Source organism: Psychrobacter sp. CAM01, assembly GCF_032842965.1.
Lineage (GTDB): Bacteria > Pseudomonadota > Gammaproteobacteria > Pseudomonadales > Moraxellaceae > Psychrobacter > Psychrobacter celer.
This window is the reverse complement of the sequence record NZ_JAWJBL010000007.1, coordinates 38951-55103: the sequence shown is the minus strand read 5'-3', so window position 1 is coordinate 55103 and position 16153 is coordinate 38951. Positions and strand designations below refer to the sequence as shown.

Sequence of the window (16153 nt, the reverse complement as noted above, 5' to 3'; positions counted from 1 at the left end):
TCTTAGTCTTGTCCAGTGTTCATCTTTGAGCATGGTGCGAGGCATAGCGAACGATATCTTTTTTGTGTGAGAACTTAAAGATTAACCGTTCGCTATTTTTTTTGCCATTAATTTGTCGCCAATGTTCAACACGCCCTAATGAAAGAGCGTCTAAAGGCCAAAATTGGCTCGCTTTTCGCGTAACATAGCTCCACTGTTATTTGATTAGATTTTATTATGTGGGCATTTATCGTTTTTACGCAGCTGCTTACCTTGTTGACCAGCGCGATACTTTATTGGTTTATAAGACCGTATCGCAAGGTTAATAAGGCTGCGGTGCTTGCCGCGGTTTTTGTTGTCAATAATGCAGCGCTGATATACGGGTTGACGGAGTTTTGGTATGAGCGCTTTCATGTATATCTGGTTATTGGTATATTGCAAGGGTTTATGCTCTATGCCGCTGCATTAACAGCGGTAGGCTGGCTGCTAAACGCCCAGCTATTTAAGTACGTATGGCAGCCAAAACAGGCACGAGGTGCGGTGAGTATAATTTATGTCTGTATCGTGGGGCTGGCGGTATTTAACGCCTACTCGCCAGTCGTCCATCACCTAACGGTTATGACCGACAAACCACTTGCTGAGCCAATGACGATTGCGCTGCTATCAGATACGCATCTGGGCAGATGGTTTGGCAGTCGCCAGCTCGATAAGCTGGTGCGCCTAGTCGATAGCGAGCAGCCAGATGTGGTGCTCATCGCTGGCGATATTATGAATGATACCACCATCGCTTACGACCATCATAATATGAATGAGCATTTATCAAAGCTCGACGCGCCGCTTGGCGTTTATGCCACGTTGGGCAATCACGACTACCGCGGCTATGATAAGCAAATCGCACAAGCAGTAACGGCTGCTGGTATCACCGTGCTTGATAACCAAAGCGTGCTATTAGATGATTTGGTGTGGCTCATCGGCCGCTCAGATGATGTGGATCAAAGCAGACTATCAGCACAGGCGCTACTGACTCAGGTAGATACCGAACAGCCTATAGTCTTTTTAGAGCATCGCCCGTCTATGATGGATGAAATCAGTTCTTTACCGATAGATTTGCATGTAGCAGGGCACACGCATGGCGGCCAGATATTTCCATTGACGTTATTGATGCGCGGGCTTGCGCCCCTACATTATGGCGCTAAGGTGGTAGGGGAGACGCAGTTTTTGGTGACATCGGGATACGGCTTTGGGCCGGTACCGTTTCGACTGGGGACGCGCTCTGAGATCTGGATGATTACCCTGACGCCCAGTGATGCCATGGCTAAGCCGTCGTCACAGTCAGCGCACTAAGGCGGTCAGTCATTAGGCTGCCAACTGCCCCTGCTCACGAATGACCTCACGGACAAAACTGGCAAAACCGTGGATGATTTTGCGGGTTTCTAGTCCTAGCCCCTGATGAATGCTCATAAAGTGAATAAAACCATGCGGCGCACCAAGTACCGTATAGTTTCTCACCGATATGCTATGTGTCTTTAGTTGCTCTGCATACGCAAACGCTTCATCACGTAAAACATCCAGCTCTGAGGTGACGATATAAGTGGGGCAGACGTGGCTGTTGTCCCCCAGCATAGGCGAGTTGAGAATGTGTTGCCGCGGTAAGGGGCTGTTTTTTAGACATGCCGCGTCAAACACCGCCACATCGTCATGATCTAACAACAAGCCTTCGCCGTATAGCTCCCAGCTTGGATAGTCTGTCTCGATATCGGTAACAGGATAAAGCGGCATTTGTGCAAGCGGCTGAGGCAGACGCTCTAACAGCGCAAACATATCTTGCCCCGCTTCGCCTAGGTCTGCCCAAGCTTGTCTGGCAGGGGCGGTGAGCTGCTGAGCAATAAGGGTCGATAAGCCGCCACCTGCGCTGTCGCCTGCCAGAACGATACGTGATGGCAGCGCGCCAAATATATGACAGTGCTCGGCCAGCCAAGCATAAGCGCTGATACAGTCTTTTAGCGCGGCTGGGGCGGGGTGCTCAGGTGCCAATCGATAGTCGACACTGACGACAGGCCAGCCCGTCTGTTGGCTCAGCGCATGACAAAACTCGTGATGCGTATCGATACCGCCGATACAAAACCCGCCACCATGAAAAAACAACAACACGGTCTCATCAGGATTGTGCACGCTGCCTTTTTTGATTGTCTTTCTATAAGTACTAGCGTCTGGCTGATAGCAGCGAATGGTCATATCGCCATCATCAGCATTTGCAATCACCTTATCAGTCCAACGAACGCTGACCTCACCTTTTTTGCGAAAGCGCTTTATATTACTCATCAGCGTATCGCCCGTCTGTTGCCATACCTTTGGAGACTGCATGGCCACGGCATCGGCAGCGAACCTCTCACGCAGCTTAGGCATCGGCGTCAGCTCAAGCGGGGTTTTTAGCTTACTATTTATCGCCAAAATCAGCCGTAGATGGGCATCGGCATGCAAGTATTGCTTAGAAGTGGGGCCGCCAAGGTAGCTGACCAAACTTTCTAATAGCGGCAATGGCAAATAGCCTAGCCCTTTTATTGCATAATGTAAGGTATGCGCTTGATGATGAACGACTTGCTGATAACCCACACACGTGCTTTTTAACGCAAAGCACTGACGCTTAGCGCTATCTTTTGGTACAGCTTCTATCTCAGGCGCTAGCTCGTTTGAGCGCTTTAGATTGATCAACGCTCTATTTAATAAGGTGTTGAGCGATACGGTTGAATGAGACATAACACCTCGGATACATGATGGTTAGTGTTTGAAACAATAGATGTTTTTGGCCATAGTAAAGTAAAAGAAAACAAAATTGAGTATATTTTGGTAATGGATTGAATGAAAACAGTAAAAATTTTGGAATAAACCAAAGGTTTGGTAGCGAGTGTGAGCTATAAAGGTAAATCAATACCAGTAGGACGGCGCCTCTTTTAAAATAGATTGGCTAGATTTGCCTGTTTTTTCCAACGTTTTATTTCAATGTTTAGCCTCATCGTTTATGCCGTTGTCATCACCATGTCTCTAGAAGTCCCACGCACGTTGGTACAGCAATTGTTGTAAATGGGAAAAAATCCTCAGCTCAAGGCTTGAAATTTGTCCTCATCACCTTTATCAATCAGCTATCAAAGCATATTCGCAAAAAATCAGTGATATCTGTTGATTATCTAATAAAAGCGCAGACTAATAAGAGCACAGCAAGACTTGCTGCCAGCAGGTTTGTCGTGCCATACCTCAATCGTCATTATTAAAATTCTAAGGAGCTATCATGAGCGAGCAAAACAATAACCACAAGTCCCCTGAACACAATGTGGCGCACGACAATGTCGAGCATAATGACAGTATTTTAGAAGAAACCATGCAAGAGTTTGATCCAAAGAAAAACTCAGGCGAAGAAGCCACAATTGAAAACGAGATCAACCTTGATACATTCAAAGCGCGCATCGCTGAATTAGAAGGCGAAGTGAAGCAGGCCCGTGAGACCACCGCCCGTGCCAATGCCGAAGCTTACAATGCGCAAAAACGCATGGAGCAAGAAGCCGATAAGAGCAAAAAATTTGCCCTACAAAAATTTGCCAAAGAGCTATTGGAAGTCGTCGATAATCTAGAGCGTGCTATTGAAAACGCTGACGCCAGCGATCCGGTTGCCGAAGGCGTGCAGCTGACGCACAAAGCTCTGCTGTCTGTTCTTAACAAAAACGGTATCGAAGTGATTGACCCACAAGGTGAAAAGTTCAATGCTGATGTCCACGAAGCGGTGGGTATCGATGCCGAAGCCGACGCTGATGTGGTCGGTACAGTGCTACAAAAAGGCTATAGCTTAAATGGTCGCCTACTACGTCCAGCGATGGTACGCGTGGGTCAGTAGGATTTTTTACTTGATTTTAAGCGTCTAAACCTTACTTATATAAAGGGTTTTGACAAAAAATCACACAAAAGACAATTTTTGCTTGATGATTGCCTTGAAAAAACCGAGAGGCAAACCGATATATAGCAACAAGTGACCAACTATGGTCTGAAGATATAAGTAGTTATATTTAAAATATACATTAGGAGCATTTGATTATGGGTAAAGTAATTGGTATTGACTTGGGTACAACCAACTCATGTGTGGCAGTGATGGAAGGTGACAAAGTCAAAGTCATCGAAAACGCTGAAGGTACCCGTACCACACCCTCTATCGTCGCTTATAAAGACGACGAAATCCTCGTTGGTCAATCGGCTAAGCGTCAAGCGGTCACCAACCCAAAAAACACTTTGTTTGCGATCAAACGTCTGATCGGTCGCCGTTTTGATGACAAAGTGGTACAAAAAGACATCGGCATGGTGCCATACAAAATCGCCAAAGCGGATAACGGTGATGCTTGGGTAGAAGTAAACGGTAAAAAACTAGCGCCACCACAGGTTTCTGCCGAAATTTTGAAAAAAATGAAAAAAACAGCAGAAGACTATTTGGGCGAAAAAGTAACAGAAGCGGTCGTAACGGTACCTGCTTATTTCAACGACTCACAGCGTCAAGCAACTAAAGACGCCGGTAAAATCGCGGGTCTTGATGTAAAACGTATCATCAACGAACCAACTGCCGCCGCTCTTGCTTATGGTATGGACAAAAGGCAAGGCGATAGCACAGTTGCTGTATATGACTTAGGCGGTGGTACATTTGACGTATCAATCATCGAAATCGCTGACGTCGATGGCGAGCAGCAGTTTGAAGTACTAGCGACCAATGGTGACACATTCCTTGGCGGTGAAGACTTTGACTCAGCATTGATTGATTACTTGGTCGATGAATTCAAAAAAGAGCAAGACGTCAACCTAAAAGGTGACTCACTTGCAATGCAGCGTCTAAAAGAAGCAGCCGAAAAAGCAAAAATCGAGCTATCAAGCGCTCAAAGCACTGAAGTGAACTTACCATACATCACCGCTGACAGCAGTGGTCCTAAGCACTTGGTCATCACTATCAGCCGCTCTAAGCTTGAGAGCCTAACCGAAGATCTGGTGCAGCGTACCATGGGTCCTTGTAAGATTGCCCTTGAAGATGCTGGCCTAAAAGTCGGCGACATCAACGACGTGATCTTGGTCGGTGGTCAGACTCGTATGCCACTTGTACAACAAAAAGTACAAGAGTTCTTCGGTCAAGAGCCACGTAAAGACGTAAACCCTGACGAAGCAGTAGCAGCGGGTGCCGCGATTCAAGGTGCGGTATTGTCTGGCGACAAAACTGACGTCTTATTGCTTGATGTGACACCATTGACCCTTGGTATTGAGACGATGGGCGGCGTAATGACTCCAATCATCGAGAAAAACACCATGATTCCTACCAAGAAATCACAAGTGTTCTCAACAGCAGAAGACAACCAGCCTGCGGTAACCATTCAGGTTTATCAAGGCGAGCGTAAAATCGCTAACCAAAACAAACTGCTTGGCCGCTTTGACTTAACAGATATTCCACCAGCGCCGCGCGGTCTGCCACAAATTGAGGTGACTTTCGATATCAACGCTGATGGTATCATGAACATCTCAGCGACTGACAAAGGTACTGGTAAAGCGCAAAGCATCCAGATTAAAGCAGATTCTGGTTTGTCGGATGAAGAAGTTGAGCAAATGGTACAAGACGCTGAAGCCAACGCAGCTGAAGATGAGAAATTTGCAAATCTGGCACAAGTTCGCAACGAAGCGGATGGTCGTATCCATGCGGTACAAAAAGCGCTAAAAGAAGCGGGTGATAAAGTCACTGAAGAAGAAAAGTCATCAGTAGAAGCAGCGATCTCTGAGCTAGAGACAGCGACTAAAGAAGATGATCATGACGACATCAAAGCCAAACTTGAAGCGCTAGACAATGCTTTCTTGCCTGTCAGCCAAAAAATCTATGCTGATAGCGGCGCAGGCGCAGAAGGTATGGATCCAAGCCAGTTCCAGCAAGGCGCGGATGCAGCAAGTAACAACCAAGCCGACGATGATGTTGTCGATGCTGAGTTTACAGAAGTAGACGACAAAAAATAAAACGGCTGATAAGCTGACCGTTGATTAATGTGATATAAAAGCGTACCTTTCGAGGTGCGTTTTTTTATGGCAGTTACTCATTTGATCAACGATCGATATTTGACCCAATAAACTGGGCACTAATAATCAGTGCCTCATAAGTGAGTACGACACAAGCGTCCCCTGCTTTGTCTATTGCCGAAAACTGCTGCCAGTAGCGCCGCTCAAACTGCTGTAAGCTCGATTTGTTCCAGATAAAAGCCACGCGCGGGCTGGCTTTTTTTTGCGTTTGATTGGTCGATACCCCAGTGAGTTTCATATGTTTGAGTACCGCATAAGGACTAGAAAACGTCACATCAAAGCGCCGTGTCGATAGTGTTATGTCGTCAAACCCAGCTTGATGCAATGCCAAGCGCCATTGCTGCATATCAGGATAGTGAAGGCCTTGACCAGTCAGGGCTTTGATTTGCAAAAAATTATTGGGCGTAAAGGTGCTAAAGGCCAGTTGGCCACCTGCTTGGAGGCGAGAGGCAGAGTGGGCAACAAAGCTGAGAGGATCATCAAACCATTGCACGGCATTGGCACTGACAATCAAGCTATACTCTCCTTTGAAGTCGATAGTTTCGGCATCGCCGATGACGATCTGAGCATTTGGCAAAATGCCTTGCAGGGTAGCTGTTTGCTCGGCGCATAGCTCATTGATCAGCCAGTGCTGGCTTTGAATGTGCTCGGCCAATAGGCGGGTCATCTGACCTGTACCTGCGCCAATCTCTAAGACGCTATCTTGCGTTTTTTGGGGGATGGTCGCCAGCAGGTCGTGACAGATCTTTTGCTGGATAGTGGCGTGCTCATCATAATGACTGGCATTGGCAAAATGGCGCGCGATGGTTTGCTTTCTGTGATCTAGCTTGAGTGCGGCTGGGTGTGTCATCTATGCTATTACATCCTGTCGGTGAGCCATTTTTCCTAAACCATATCATCGTCTTTACCTGATCGTAAGGTACCTGTACGTCAGTCATCGCCAATAGCGATTCAACCTATATTTACTATATTTAAGACAACTACAGCTGCTGAATTAACTGCTCACAGTTATCATAGGTCAGTTTGGCATTCATCACGAGACGAATGCGCGCGCTGTTGGCAGGTACGGTAGGCGGCCTAATAGGCAGTGCATAAAACCCAGCGGCCTGTAGCTGCTGAGCTTTGGCCAGTGTGCGCGCATTATCGCCCAATATATAAGGGACGATAGGCGAGGCGTAGGCGCTACTGGGTGCGTTGGTAGAGTGCTTGCGAGCAATGGCCTCGCTCAGCTCGATAGACAGTAGCGCCAAATGCGTCCGCGCCGATGTCAAGCTTGGCATTTTGGCCAACACAAAACGCGTCCAAGCATGGTTGATGGGCGGCAATGCGGTACTAAAGATAAGTGAGCGCATGTGATTGACCAGCCAGCGCTTGATGATTTCATCACACATGATATAAGCGCCAACGGAGGCAAATGCCTTGCCAAAGGTGCCAACCAAATAATCAATCTGCCCGAGTGTCTGCGTTTCCTCTGCCAGCCCAAGCCCTGTCTCCCCTAGGACCCCGATGGCATGAGCCTCGTCGACATACAGCTCAATGCGCGCATCTTGGGCTTTTATTTGTACCAGCTGTTGTAAGTCTGCGCGATCACCATCCATACTAAACACGCTTTCGGTCACGATAATGATGCGCCTAATATCGTCATCAGCTTGCTCGATAAGCCGAGCCAGATGCGTGTAGTCATTATGACGATAACGGCGATAGCCAACGGTTTTGTTTTGGCTAAGGCGCAGCCCATCGATGATACTGGCGTGTACCAGCTTATCTGCTAACACCAGCGTTTTGATGGGTAAGGCGGTCAGCGCAGGCAAAATGCCGATATTGGCATGATAGCCGCTGTTAAATACCAACACAGATTTTGGCCTACTCAGATTGCTAGGACTGCTAGGACTATTAGAGGCATCTTCTTGACCCACCGCCGTTTGATACCACGCTTGCATCTCAAGCTCTAAGGCTTGTAACTGCTTGTCGTTTCCTGTGAGTAGCCGTGAGGAGGTGGCACTCATCTTAGGGTAATGCGTGTCAGCCAATTGATCCATCTGCTCAAAAAAAGCCCTTTGCAGCGCACCATCGCTGCCCAAGCCCAGATAGTCATTACTGGCGATATTTAATAAGCGTTTACCTTGATAAACAACATAGCGCCCATCATGCGCCAGCGCCGGTATCTGCCGATACTGCTCATTTTTCTTTAGCGTCTGTAATGCTTGCTCCAGCTCATCCTTGAGGCTCATCATCTATTTTTTCCTGTCATTTTGATTAAACAAAGTGGTTTTTCGGCTTTTTCGGTCTCTTTGTCCCTTGCGGCTAGGGCATGTATTCTATCAAGCGATAATTGTCTAACTGGGTGAAACATGAGGATACGCTCGGTAAAACCTAGTGCTCAGACAAACGCGCTGCCATCGCTTTCGATGAAATAAGTAGGGATTATTGCACAAAAAAGGAGGTTGTAACAAAAGATTTCATATCTTTGCCTTTGTAACCCACACGCTGATAAATACTTGCAAATCTTAACTCTCACACCATCAAACACTGACAGAGAGTTTGAAATAGTTTGTTACTATATATTCATCGTTAGCAAACAAGGCGATAAGGCCAAAAGCCTATATAAATAAATAACTTGTTTGTCACAGTTTTAAGGAGCTTATCATGAATACTCTGCAAAAAACCCTGCTTGCGCTAGCTACTGGTTCATTGTTGACAGTCAGTGCTCAAGCCGCGACAACTTATAGCAACGGCTACACAGGTCAGCCTTATGTGGGCGTAAAAGTCGGTCAGTTCGACTTGGATATCGACAATGCTGATGACCCAACAGCTTACGGTATATATGGTGGTTATAACTTTGACCAAAACTTCGGTATCGAAGCAGAATATGTCGGCTCAGACGATGCTGACTACAGAAACGGTGACCTAGATGCCAAAACGTATGGTGCTTATGGTACGGCCCGCTACCAGTTTCCAAACACCGGCTTATACGCCAAAGGTAAACTAGGGGTAGCCAAAACTGAGGTCGAAGGTGACTACACGGTTGGTCCATTAAAAGTATCAAATTCAACCAGTGATACTGGTATCGCAGGTGGCGTGGGCCTTGGTTATTCAGTAAACCCAAACTTTGGGGTTGAAGCCGAGTATGCCATGATGGATAGCGACGTCGATGCCAAACTATTGACAGTGGGCGCTCATTTAAAATTCTAAATCGATGATGAGATGACTTAAAGTCTACCGGATTAGAAATTTATAAGAGAAATGTATTCATTGAGAAACGACAGTTGTCTATCTCGTTTCTCAAACCCATACTCTATATAAGATTAATAAATAGAACTATCTTAGGAGAATATTATGAAAACTTTACAAAAAACACTATTGGCTTTAGCCGCAGGTTCACTACTCACCGTAGGCGCGCAAGCGGCCGTCACTTATGGTAATGGTTATACAGGTCAAGCCTACGTCGGTGCCAAAGTTGGTCAGTTTGATTTAGACCATGCTGGTACTGATGATCCAACAGCTTATGGTATCTATGCAGGTTACAATTTTGACCCTAACTTTGGTATCGAAGCTGAGTATGTCGGCTCAGATGACGCTGATTATACTAGCTTGGGTCAAAAAGGCGAGGTTGATGCTAAGTCTTATGGCGCTTATGGTACATACCGCTATCAGTTCCCAAATACAGGGTTATATGCCAAAGGTAAATTAGGTATTGCTAAAACTGAAGTGGAAGGTAAAGGTACTTTGACACAGAACTTTTCAGATAGCGATACGAGCCTAGCAGGCGGTGTTGGTCTTGGTTATTCAGTAAATCCGAACTTTAGCGTTGAAGCTGAATACGACAAGTTGGGAAGTGATGCTGATCTAATGACTGTTGGTGCTCAGCTGAAGTTCTAAGATATTGATTAATCACACCTTGTATTTATATTTTAGACAAAAAACGATCGCTTTGGCGGTCGTTTTTTTCATGTAGCAAAGGTTGTTTGGCGCTTATTGGTTTCAACTAAGGTATGTGCGTTGTGTTATGAGCGTTGTCCATTGATGATTTTTAAGAAGTTATAAACGCTAAAAGTATGCTACATTGAAAGCTAAGGTAGCAAGCTAGGATGATTCAGACAGGGTAGGTGGCAATGATGGAGATGTTTTTGATGATTGAGCCTTGGCATTGGTTGGTACTGGGCTTTTTGTTGCTGATTGTTGAGATGTTTGTGCCGACATTCGCCAGCCTGTGGTTTGGTGCCGCTGCTATTATTGTCGCAGCATTGGCTTGGCTCTTGCCGATTTCTCTTTTTGTACAAGTTGTCATTTGGTTGGTGCTGTCGGCAGTGTTTTTAATCGCATGGTTTAAGTTTATCAAGCCTTTATCCGTGGACCGTACCAAAGCTGGATTGGGCGGGAGTGTGATCGTGGGCGAGACAGGAATGATTGTGCTATCACCGCAGCCCGAGCGCGCAGGTATTGTGCGCTTTAGCGTCCCTATCGTAGGCGCGGCAGAGTGGATGTGCCGCACCACAGGAGAGGAGATTGCAGTTGGTGAGCGGGTGGTGGTGACAGATATCGTGGGCAACGAGCTGATCGTCAGAAGTATGCAGTCGCCTACGCTGAGCCAAAAAAATAGGCAAGTTTGACTGCCAGTCAAATACAGTTATCAATTATAGGGATGAGTTATGGAAAGCTTTAGCATTGTGATGGTGGTGTTGATTGCGCTGGTAGTCTTTACCGTGTTTAAAGGGGTGCGTATCGTACCGCAAGGTTATAAGTGGGTGGTGCAGCGACTGGGTAAATATAGCCAAACGCTAGAGCCTGGGCTCAATCTGATTATCCCTTATGTCGATGATGTCGCGTATAAAGTCACCACCAAAGACATCGTACTTGATATTCCATCGCAAGAAGTCATCACCCGTGATAACGTGGTAATCATCGCCAACGCGGTGGCGTATATCAATATCGTCCGCCCCGATAAGGCGGTCTACGGTATCGAAGATTATGAGTATGGTATCCGTAATCTGGTACAGACTTCCCTGCGCTCGATCATCGGTGAGATGGATCTGGATAACGCACTATCTAGTCGTGAGGAAATTAAAACCAAGCTCAAGCATGCCATCTCAGAAGACATCGCTGATTGGGGAATCACACTCAAAACAGTCGAGATTCAAGATATTAACCCCTCAGATACGATGCAAGCATCAATGGAAGAGCAGGCCGCAGCAGAGCGCCTGCGCCGTGCGACAGTGACGCGTGCCGATGGACAAAAACAAGCCGCTATCTTAGAAGCAGATGGCCGCCTAGAAGCCTCACGTCGTGACGCTGAAGCGCAAGTGGTGCTGGCCAAAGGCTCTGAGGAGTCCATTCGCCTGATTACCGCCGCAATGGGCGATGAAGAGATGCCGATTGTTTATCTGCTCGGTGAGCAATACATTAAGTCGATACGTCAGCTTGCAGAGTCCGATAACTCAAAAATGGTGGTACTGCCTGCCGATATCTTAAGCACGGTCAAAGGTATGGTCGGTGATAAGTTCAAGGTGTAATAACGCTACAGTTGAGCGCTCATATTGACATAACAAAAGACCTCAAAACGAGGTCTTTTTTGTGCATAAAGCATTTTTAAAAGTCTGTTAAATTACTTTAGAAAAGCGGTTTTTGTGCTTTTTGTCCAGATACTCATCAAACACCATGGCGACGTTGCGACCGAGTAGGCGGCCTTTTGGCAGCACACGGATACCAGCGGCATCCATATCGATAAGCTTGTCCTCTTGCATCGCGCCTAACTGCGCAATCTCATCAATAAAATAGGTGATGGCGTCGATACCAAATTTTTGATTGATGTCTTTAAAGTCGATGTAGTCGTGACACAGCAAATTCATGATCACATACTCGCGCAAGCGATCTTTGATAGAGGTTTTGATAACTTTGACCGCAGGCATGATGGCCAGATTGTGCTGCGCGGCGTCGATGGTGGCATGATAGGCTTGCAGGTCGGTATCGTTTTGTAAGATATAGCGGCTATTGGCATTGGCGATCTGACTGATCGATGAGACCCCAAAGCCGAGCAAATCACAGTCGCCCATGATGGTATAGCCTTGAAAATTGCGATGCAATGTGCCCTCGCGCTGTGCCACAGCCAGCTCGTCATCGGGCTTGGCAAAGTGGTCGATGCCGATGTATTGATAGCCTGCCTCGGTGAGCGTGTTAATGGTATTGCCCAGCATGGTCAGTTTGGCCGCAGGGCTCGGTAAATCCGCCTCTTTGATTTGACGCTGGGCTTTAAAGCGCTCTGGCAGATGCGCGTAGTTAAACACCGACAGCCGATCGGGCGCCATCTCGATGATGCGGCGTACGGTTTGCTCCAATGTCTCAGGCGTTTGATGCGGCAGACCGTAGATCAGGTCGATATTGATAGAATGAAAGCCCAATTCGCGTGCTTCAGTAAGTACGTTTTCGATCAATTCCGCTGAATGCACGCGATTGACGGCGATTTGGACGCTTTCGTCTAAGTCTTGTACCCCTAAGCTGATGCGGTTAAAGCCCAGATCGCGTAGAACCTTGAGGGTGTTGCCGCTCAGCTCACGCGGATCAATCTCGATAGAGTAGTCACCTTCATCATCACTTAAAAACTCAAACTGCGTCTGTAAAAATTGCCAGAGCTGAACCATTTCCTCATCACGCAAAAAGGTTGGCGTACCGCCGCCTAGATGTAGCTGCTTGACGACAGGCTTGCTACTGCCCTCTGGCGCCGACAATAAGCGGCGCTTGTGCGTAACCTCTTTGATTAAGTACTGTAGATAGTCGCCTGAGTCGCTGTTTTTTTTGGTGATGATTTTATTGCAAGCGCAGTAATAGCAAAGGTGGCGACAGAACGGAATGTGAAAATATAAAGACAGAGGCGCCCGCGCTTCGCGATTTTTTAAAATTTTGGTCTCTAACTCTACTGCTATCGGGGCAAACTCCAGCGCTGTTGGATAAGAGGTATAACGTGGCCCTGAGCGATTGTATTTTTGGATCATCGCTTCATCAAACGCTGGCAGCTGTTTGCTGGTGATACTGCCGCGCGTACTGGCATATGGGTTGTCAGGCTGCATGACAGGGCGCGTGGTCGTCGGCTGCTCGTCAGCGCGATTGTAGGGCTGCTGAGTATCTGGTTGTGAGTATTCTGTCATACGGCATTCCTCGGGTTGACCATACAGGCTGCGGTTTTGGGTATCGCTTTTGGTTGTATAAAGATGACTGATTTGCTGCCGCTAGTATAACAAATCCCTACCAGTAGTGGGGAGACGAGTTATAGCAGTGAGGTAAGGACTGGGATGTGGAGAAGTGATAGCTGGGGTATAAAGGCTTAGAATTGCTACGCTCTTGAAACGGCGCTTGCTCAGCAGAAAAAAGACCTCAGCGGTGTGATCTAAGGTCTTTTGATAAGGTTAAACAGTACTCAGTCTTACTCGGTTAATTGTAGCGTATCACCCACTGTTTGCGTTGCAATCTCACCGGCACTAAACGGCAGGCGAATCCAGTCTTTTGCAGAGTAACGCCGCGTCTGGTCACGGTGATAAGGGCGCGTGCTATCCGCGGATTGCGAATACGCCAGTAAGGCGTTGACCACAGGGCCTTTGTCATCAAACGTCACCGCTTGCATATATGTCGGGCCGTTATTGATAAAGGCATACTCGCTGGCATCGGCGTTTGGTGCTGGGCCGCGCGCTACGTTAAAGACGCCTTCACGTCCTTGGCCGCCATGCATTGGAATACGCTCGTTGTTTTTGCTGGCATCAAGGGTGTATTGTAGCTCACCCAATGTGGCATCGAGCGCCACGCCATTGTTTTGAAAGTAGGCTATCGCATCTGCCAAAGCGGTACGGGTGCCCGCTGTGATTTTAAGATCGCGCGGTGTGTTGATAGGGTCAGACTCATCAAACGGCACATCAAAGGCTTCATCAGTGGTTTCGGTAAAGTCGACATTGCGCCAAAACTCTCTAAAGACATGAGCGCCTCTGCTGTCTAAGTTATTACGGCGGTCCCAATTGCTTAGCACTTTGCAGGCTTGGGTCGCGTCGATACTGCCACCGCTCGATAACGTCAGCACCGGGTTGGCGGCGCAGTCAGCGAGGACATCGTCAAGCACCAGCTCCGCGACATAACTGCGGTTGCCATAGACCACTTGTTGGAGGTTTTCTAGAGTAAAGGTGTCGCCGCCTAACCCATCTGAATTGTCCAAACGGTCAAATATCTGCTGAAAACCCATACGCGTGCGCATCAATAATGGTACGCCATCTGGTGGATTGGCCGAGATAAAGGGGGCTAAGCGTCGACGCAGTAGTGGCGAAAAATCAGTCAATGGCTGGTTTGGATTGCTAAACCAATAGCTGTCATTGGAGTTGGCCACATAGTCATCACGTATCAAAAAAGGTAGGTTTGATGCGCCAAAAATCCCAGCTTGCGGCGAATCTGCATCATTGCCCCATTCACAAGCGGCCTTGCTACCATTGAGCGCGGGTAAATCAAAACTGACAATGCCTTGCAAAAACGGTTGTCCTGCGATGCAGCTCTTTAGCTTGTCTGCGGTCACATGAGGGACAGTTGAGATATCAGCGTACAAGGCTTTGCCATGTCTATCCGCAGCGATGGTATTGACAAACCCAAGCCCGACGGTGTCTTGCATACGCTCTTTTAGATCTTCGACGCTATCGGCTTTATTCATACTAAGCCATTGGTTAAGTGAGCGCGGGTTTTCTGAAGCAGCATCACGAATGGTAAAGGCCAGATTGTTACTGCCCCATGCTGGCAGGAGACCATTGACGGTGTTGACCGCGAGCATCGGGCCATAGTGCGACAGATAGATGGGTTGAGTCAGGCTGCCATTGTCAGGCAGCTGGATCGTCACATCGACTTTTTTGATATCGCGCTCCTCAACAGTACCTTCAGTATTTTCATAGGTATATTTCATCGGATTGCCATCGACTAGGTTAAGCTGATAGAGCGTAAAGCGTTTGGCAGTAGAGACGGTATGGCTCCAAGCGACGTCTTTATTAAACCCAATATTGGGAAATGGCTGACCTTGCTGCGCGGCGCCCATGACGTCTAGCTCGCCCGGCAAGGTGAGATGAAATTGATAAAAACGCTGTACGCCATTCCACGGCTCGTGCGGGTTGCCATAGAGAATGCCGCGCTGGGTGCCGGTGACCTCACTGCCCAAGGCATAAGCATTACTGCCGCCATCCATCACATTGATGGTGGTCATATCAAAATCAAAGCCCGCCGCCAGCTCTGATGCTGAAGCCGATGAGGATGAAGATGAAGAAGAAGATGAGTATAGCGATGTCTCTGATGCCGCACCTGAGCTGGTAGGCAGCCTACGGCTCGTCATAGCAGCATTTACTGCAGGCGGAGCTGCTGCGACGATGGGCGCAACAAAATTGGCAAGACCGCCGCGCAAGTTGGCCTTGCCATAAAGCGCAAGCAAGTCATCGGTATCGATTTCTTGTACCCAAGGCGCGCCTGCACACTCAGGGTCGATGTTGTCCACCCCTGTATCGCGCAAGTAGCGGCTATAGCCTGCCGCATAGCCTGCTACGGCATCAAGTACTTCTGGCTGTTGGGCGGTCAAAAACTGCTGGCGTTTGGCAGGCGAGTTGTACCAGGTATAAAACACATCGCTGATGACATCACCGTCCTCGCCCAGATAGAGCATACTCTGACCACGAGCGACCACGATTTCGCGGGCCAGCGAGCAGATATTGTCTTCGGCAAAGGCATAACCAACGCCGTATCCTAGGCTTTTATAGTCTTTTGCGGTGATATGCGGGATGCCAAACTCGGTGCGCTGGATGTCCACCTCGTAGGTGGCTGTGGGCTGGGCGGTATCATCGTTATTAAAACTGTTGTCACTATCCGAACAACCGAATAGGGCTAAGGAGACGGCCACTGTCAGTAGCGTAAGGGTCGGCACACGCCGATGATTAAGCACATTGATGCTCATAACTTATCCATCCTTGGTTGGTTAAAAAAAGCGTGGTACATAAAGCTCGACTCAATCAGCTTTATGAGGCAATAACATCCTTTTATTGCTCATGCGTTTAAGACTGGGGTTGAGAGTAAGACGCATCTACTCATCATATAA

General features: G+C 47.7%; 12 protein-coding genes. 7 read left to right on the top strand and 5 right to left on the bottom strand.

What is annotated here, in order from left to right; translation table 11 throughout:
- Positions 1-216 precede the first annotated feature (216 nt).
- A complete protein-coding gene (locus R0I52_RS03690) occupies positions 217-1323 on the top strand; it encodes a metallophosphoesterase (RefSeq protein ID WP_317053211.1) in 1107 nt (368 codons plus the stop codon).
- A 12-nt stretch (positions 1324-1335) separates the two neighbouring features.
- Here the strand turns inward: R0I52_RS03690 and R0I52_RS03685 are convergent, their stop codons facing one another.
- Positions 1336-2736 carry an alpha/beta hydrolase gene (locus R0I52_RS03685; protein ID WP_317053210.1) on the bottom strand — a complete coding sequence of 467 codons (1401 nt, stop codon included), beginning with the start codon at positions 2734-2736 and terminating at the stop codon, positions 1336-1338.
- 529 nt (positions 2737-3265) lie between these two features.
- Here R0I52_RS03685 and grpE point away from each other — a divergent pair.
- Together grpE and dnaK are read left to right on the top strand one after the other, a co-directional pair.
- Positions 3266-3865, top strand: a complete 600-nt coding sequence (gene grpE / locus R0I52_RS03680) for a nucleotide exchange factor GrpE (protein WP_317053209.1) — start codon at positions 3266-3268, stop codon at positions 3863-3865.
- A gap of 197 nt (positions 3866-4062) precedes the next feature.
- A complete protein-coding gene (dnaK, locus tag R0I52_RS03675; protein ID WP_317053208.1) occupies positions 4063-6000 on the top strand; it encodes a molecular chaperone DnaK in 1938 nt (645 codons plus the stop codon).
- 85 nt (positions 6001-6085) lie between these two features.
- On the opposite strand, the gene bioC is transcribed toward dnaK, so the two are convergent.
- Both bioC and R0I52_RS03665 read right to left on the bottom strand, forming a co-directional pair.
- Entirely contained in the window at positions 6086-6910 is an 825-nt protein-coding gene (gene bioC / locus R0I52_RS03670; RefSeq protein WP_317053207.1) for a malonyl-ACP O-methyltransferase BioC, read from the bottom strand.
- A 130-nt stretch (positions 6911-7040) separates the two neighbouring features.
- Complete coding sequence (locus R0I52_RS03665; RefSeq protein WP_410524031.1) at positions 7041-8291, bottom strand: 8-amino-7-oxononanoate synthase; 1251 nt, start codon at positions 8289-8291, stop codon at positions 7041-7043.
- 415 nt (positions 8292-8706) lie between these two features.
- Between R0I52_RS03665 and R0I52_RS03660 the strand changes: the two genes are divergently transcribed.
- From R0I52_RS03660 to R0I52_RS03645, 4 genes are all read left to right on the top strand, one after another.
- Positions 8707-9252, top strand: coding sequence for a porin family protein (locus R0I52_RS03660; RefSeq protein WP_207969947.1), 546 nt, complete (start codon positions 8707-8709; stop codon positions 9250-9252).
- A gap of 144 nt (positions 9253-9396) precedes the next feature.
- Positions 9397-9939, top strand: coding sequence for a porin family protein (locus tag R0I52_RS03655; RefSeq protein ID WP_317053205.1), 543 nt, complete (start codon positions 9397-9399; stop codon positions 9937-9939).
- 233 nt (positions 9940-10172) lie between these two features.
- Entirely contained in the window at positions 10173-10670 is a 498-nt protein-coding gene (locus R0I52_RS03650; RefSeq protein WP_317053204.1) for an NfeD family protein, read from the top strand.
- A gap of 39 nt (positions 10671-10709) precedes the next feature.
- Positions 10710-11570, top strand: a complete 861-nt coding sequence (locus tag R0I52_RS03645) for an SPFH domain-containing protein (protein ID WP_075101278.1) — start codon at positions 10710-10712, stop codon at positions 11568-11570.
- 87 nt (positions 11571-11657) lie between these two features.
- Here R0I52_RS03645 and hemN read toward each other — a convergent pair whose 3' ends face one another.
- Both hemN and R0I52_RS03635 read right to left on the bottom strand, forming a co-directional pair.
- Complete coding sequence (hemN, locus tag R0I52_RS03640; protein WP_410524030.1) at positions 11658-13121, bottom strand: oxygen-independent coproporphyrinogen III oxidase; 1464 nt, start codon at positions 13119-13121, stop codon at positions 11658-11660.
- 353 nt (positions 13122-13474) lie between these two features.
- A complete protein-coding gene (locus tag R0I52_RS03635) occupies positions 13475-16012 on the bottom strand; it encodes a penicillin acylase family protein (protein ID WP_317053202.1) in 2538 nt (845 codons plus the stop codon).
- Between the last annotated feature and the right edge of the window lie 141 nt (positions 16013-16153).

What these genes read in the sequence shown, in the direction of transcription:
- dnaK (WP_317053208.1), top strand. Translation starts at nt 4,063, where the DNA reads ATGGGTAAAGTAATTGGTATTGACTTGGGTACAACCAACTCATGTGTG.
- R0I52_RS03645 (WP_075101278.1), top strand. Translation starts at nt 10,710, where the DNA reads ATGGAAAGCTTTAGCATTGTGATGGTGGTGTTGATTGCGCTGGTAGTC.
- R0I52_RS03660 (WP_207969947.1), top strand. Translation starts at nt 8,707, where the DNA reads ATGAATACTCTGCAAAAAACCCTGCTTGCGCTAGCTACTGGTTCATTG.
- hemN (WP_410524030.1), bottom strand. Translation starts at nt 13,121, where the DNA reads ATGCAGCCTGACAACCCATATGCCAGTACGCGCGGCAGTATCACCAGC.
- R0I52_RS03635 (WP_317053202.1), bottom strand. Translation starts at nt 16,012, where the DNA reads ATGAGCATCAATGTGCTTAATCATCGGCGTGTGCCGACCCTTACGCTA.
- R0I52_RS03685 (WP_317053210.1), bottom strand. Translation starts at nt 2,736, where the DNA reads ATGTCTCATTCAACCGTATCGCTCAACACCTTATTAAATAGAGCGTTG.
- bioC (WP_317053207.1), bottom strand. Translation starts at nt 6,910, where the DNA reads ATGACACACCCAGCCGCACTCAAGCTAGATCACAGAAAGCAAACCATC.
- R0I52_RS03655 (WP_317053205.1), top strand. Translation starts at nt 9,397, where the DNA reads ATGAAAACTTTACAAAAAACACTATTGGCTTTAGCCGCAGGTTCACTA.
- R0I52_RS03665 (WP_410524031.1), bottom strand. Translation starts at nt 8,291, where the DNA reads ATGAGCCTCAAGGATGAGCTGGAGCAAGCATTACAGACGCTAAAGAAA.
- grpE (WP_317053209.1), top strand. Translation starts at nt 3,266, where the DNA reads ATGAGCGAGCAAAACAATAACCACAAGTCCCCTGAACACAATGTGGCG.
- R0I52_RS03690 (WP_317053211.1), top strand. Translation starts at nt 217, where the DNA reads ATGTGGGCATTTATCGTTTTTACGCAGCTGCTTACCTTGTTGACCAGC.
- R0I52_RS03650 (WP_317053204.1), top strand. Translation starts at nt 10,173, where the DNA reads ATGATGGAGATGTTTTTGATGATTGAGCCTTGGCATTGGTTGGTACTG.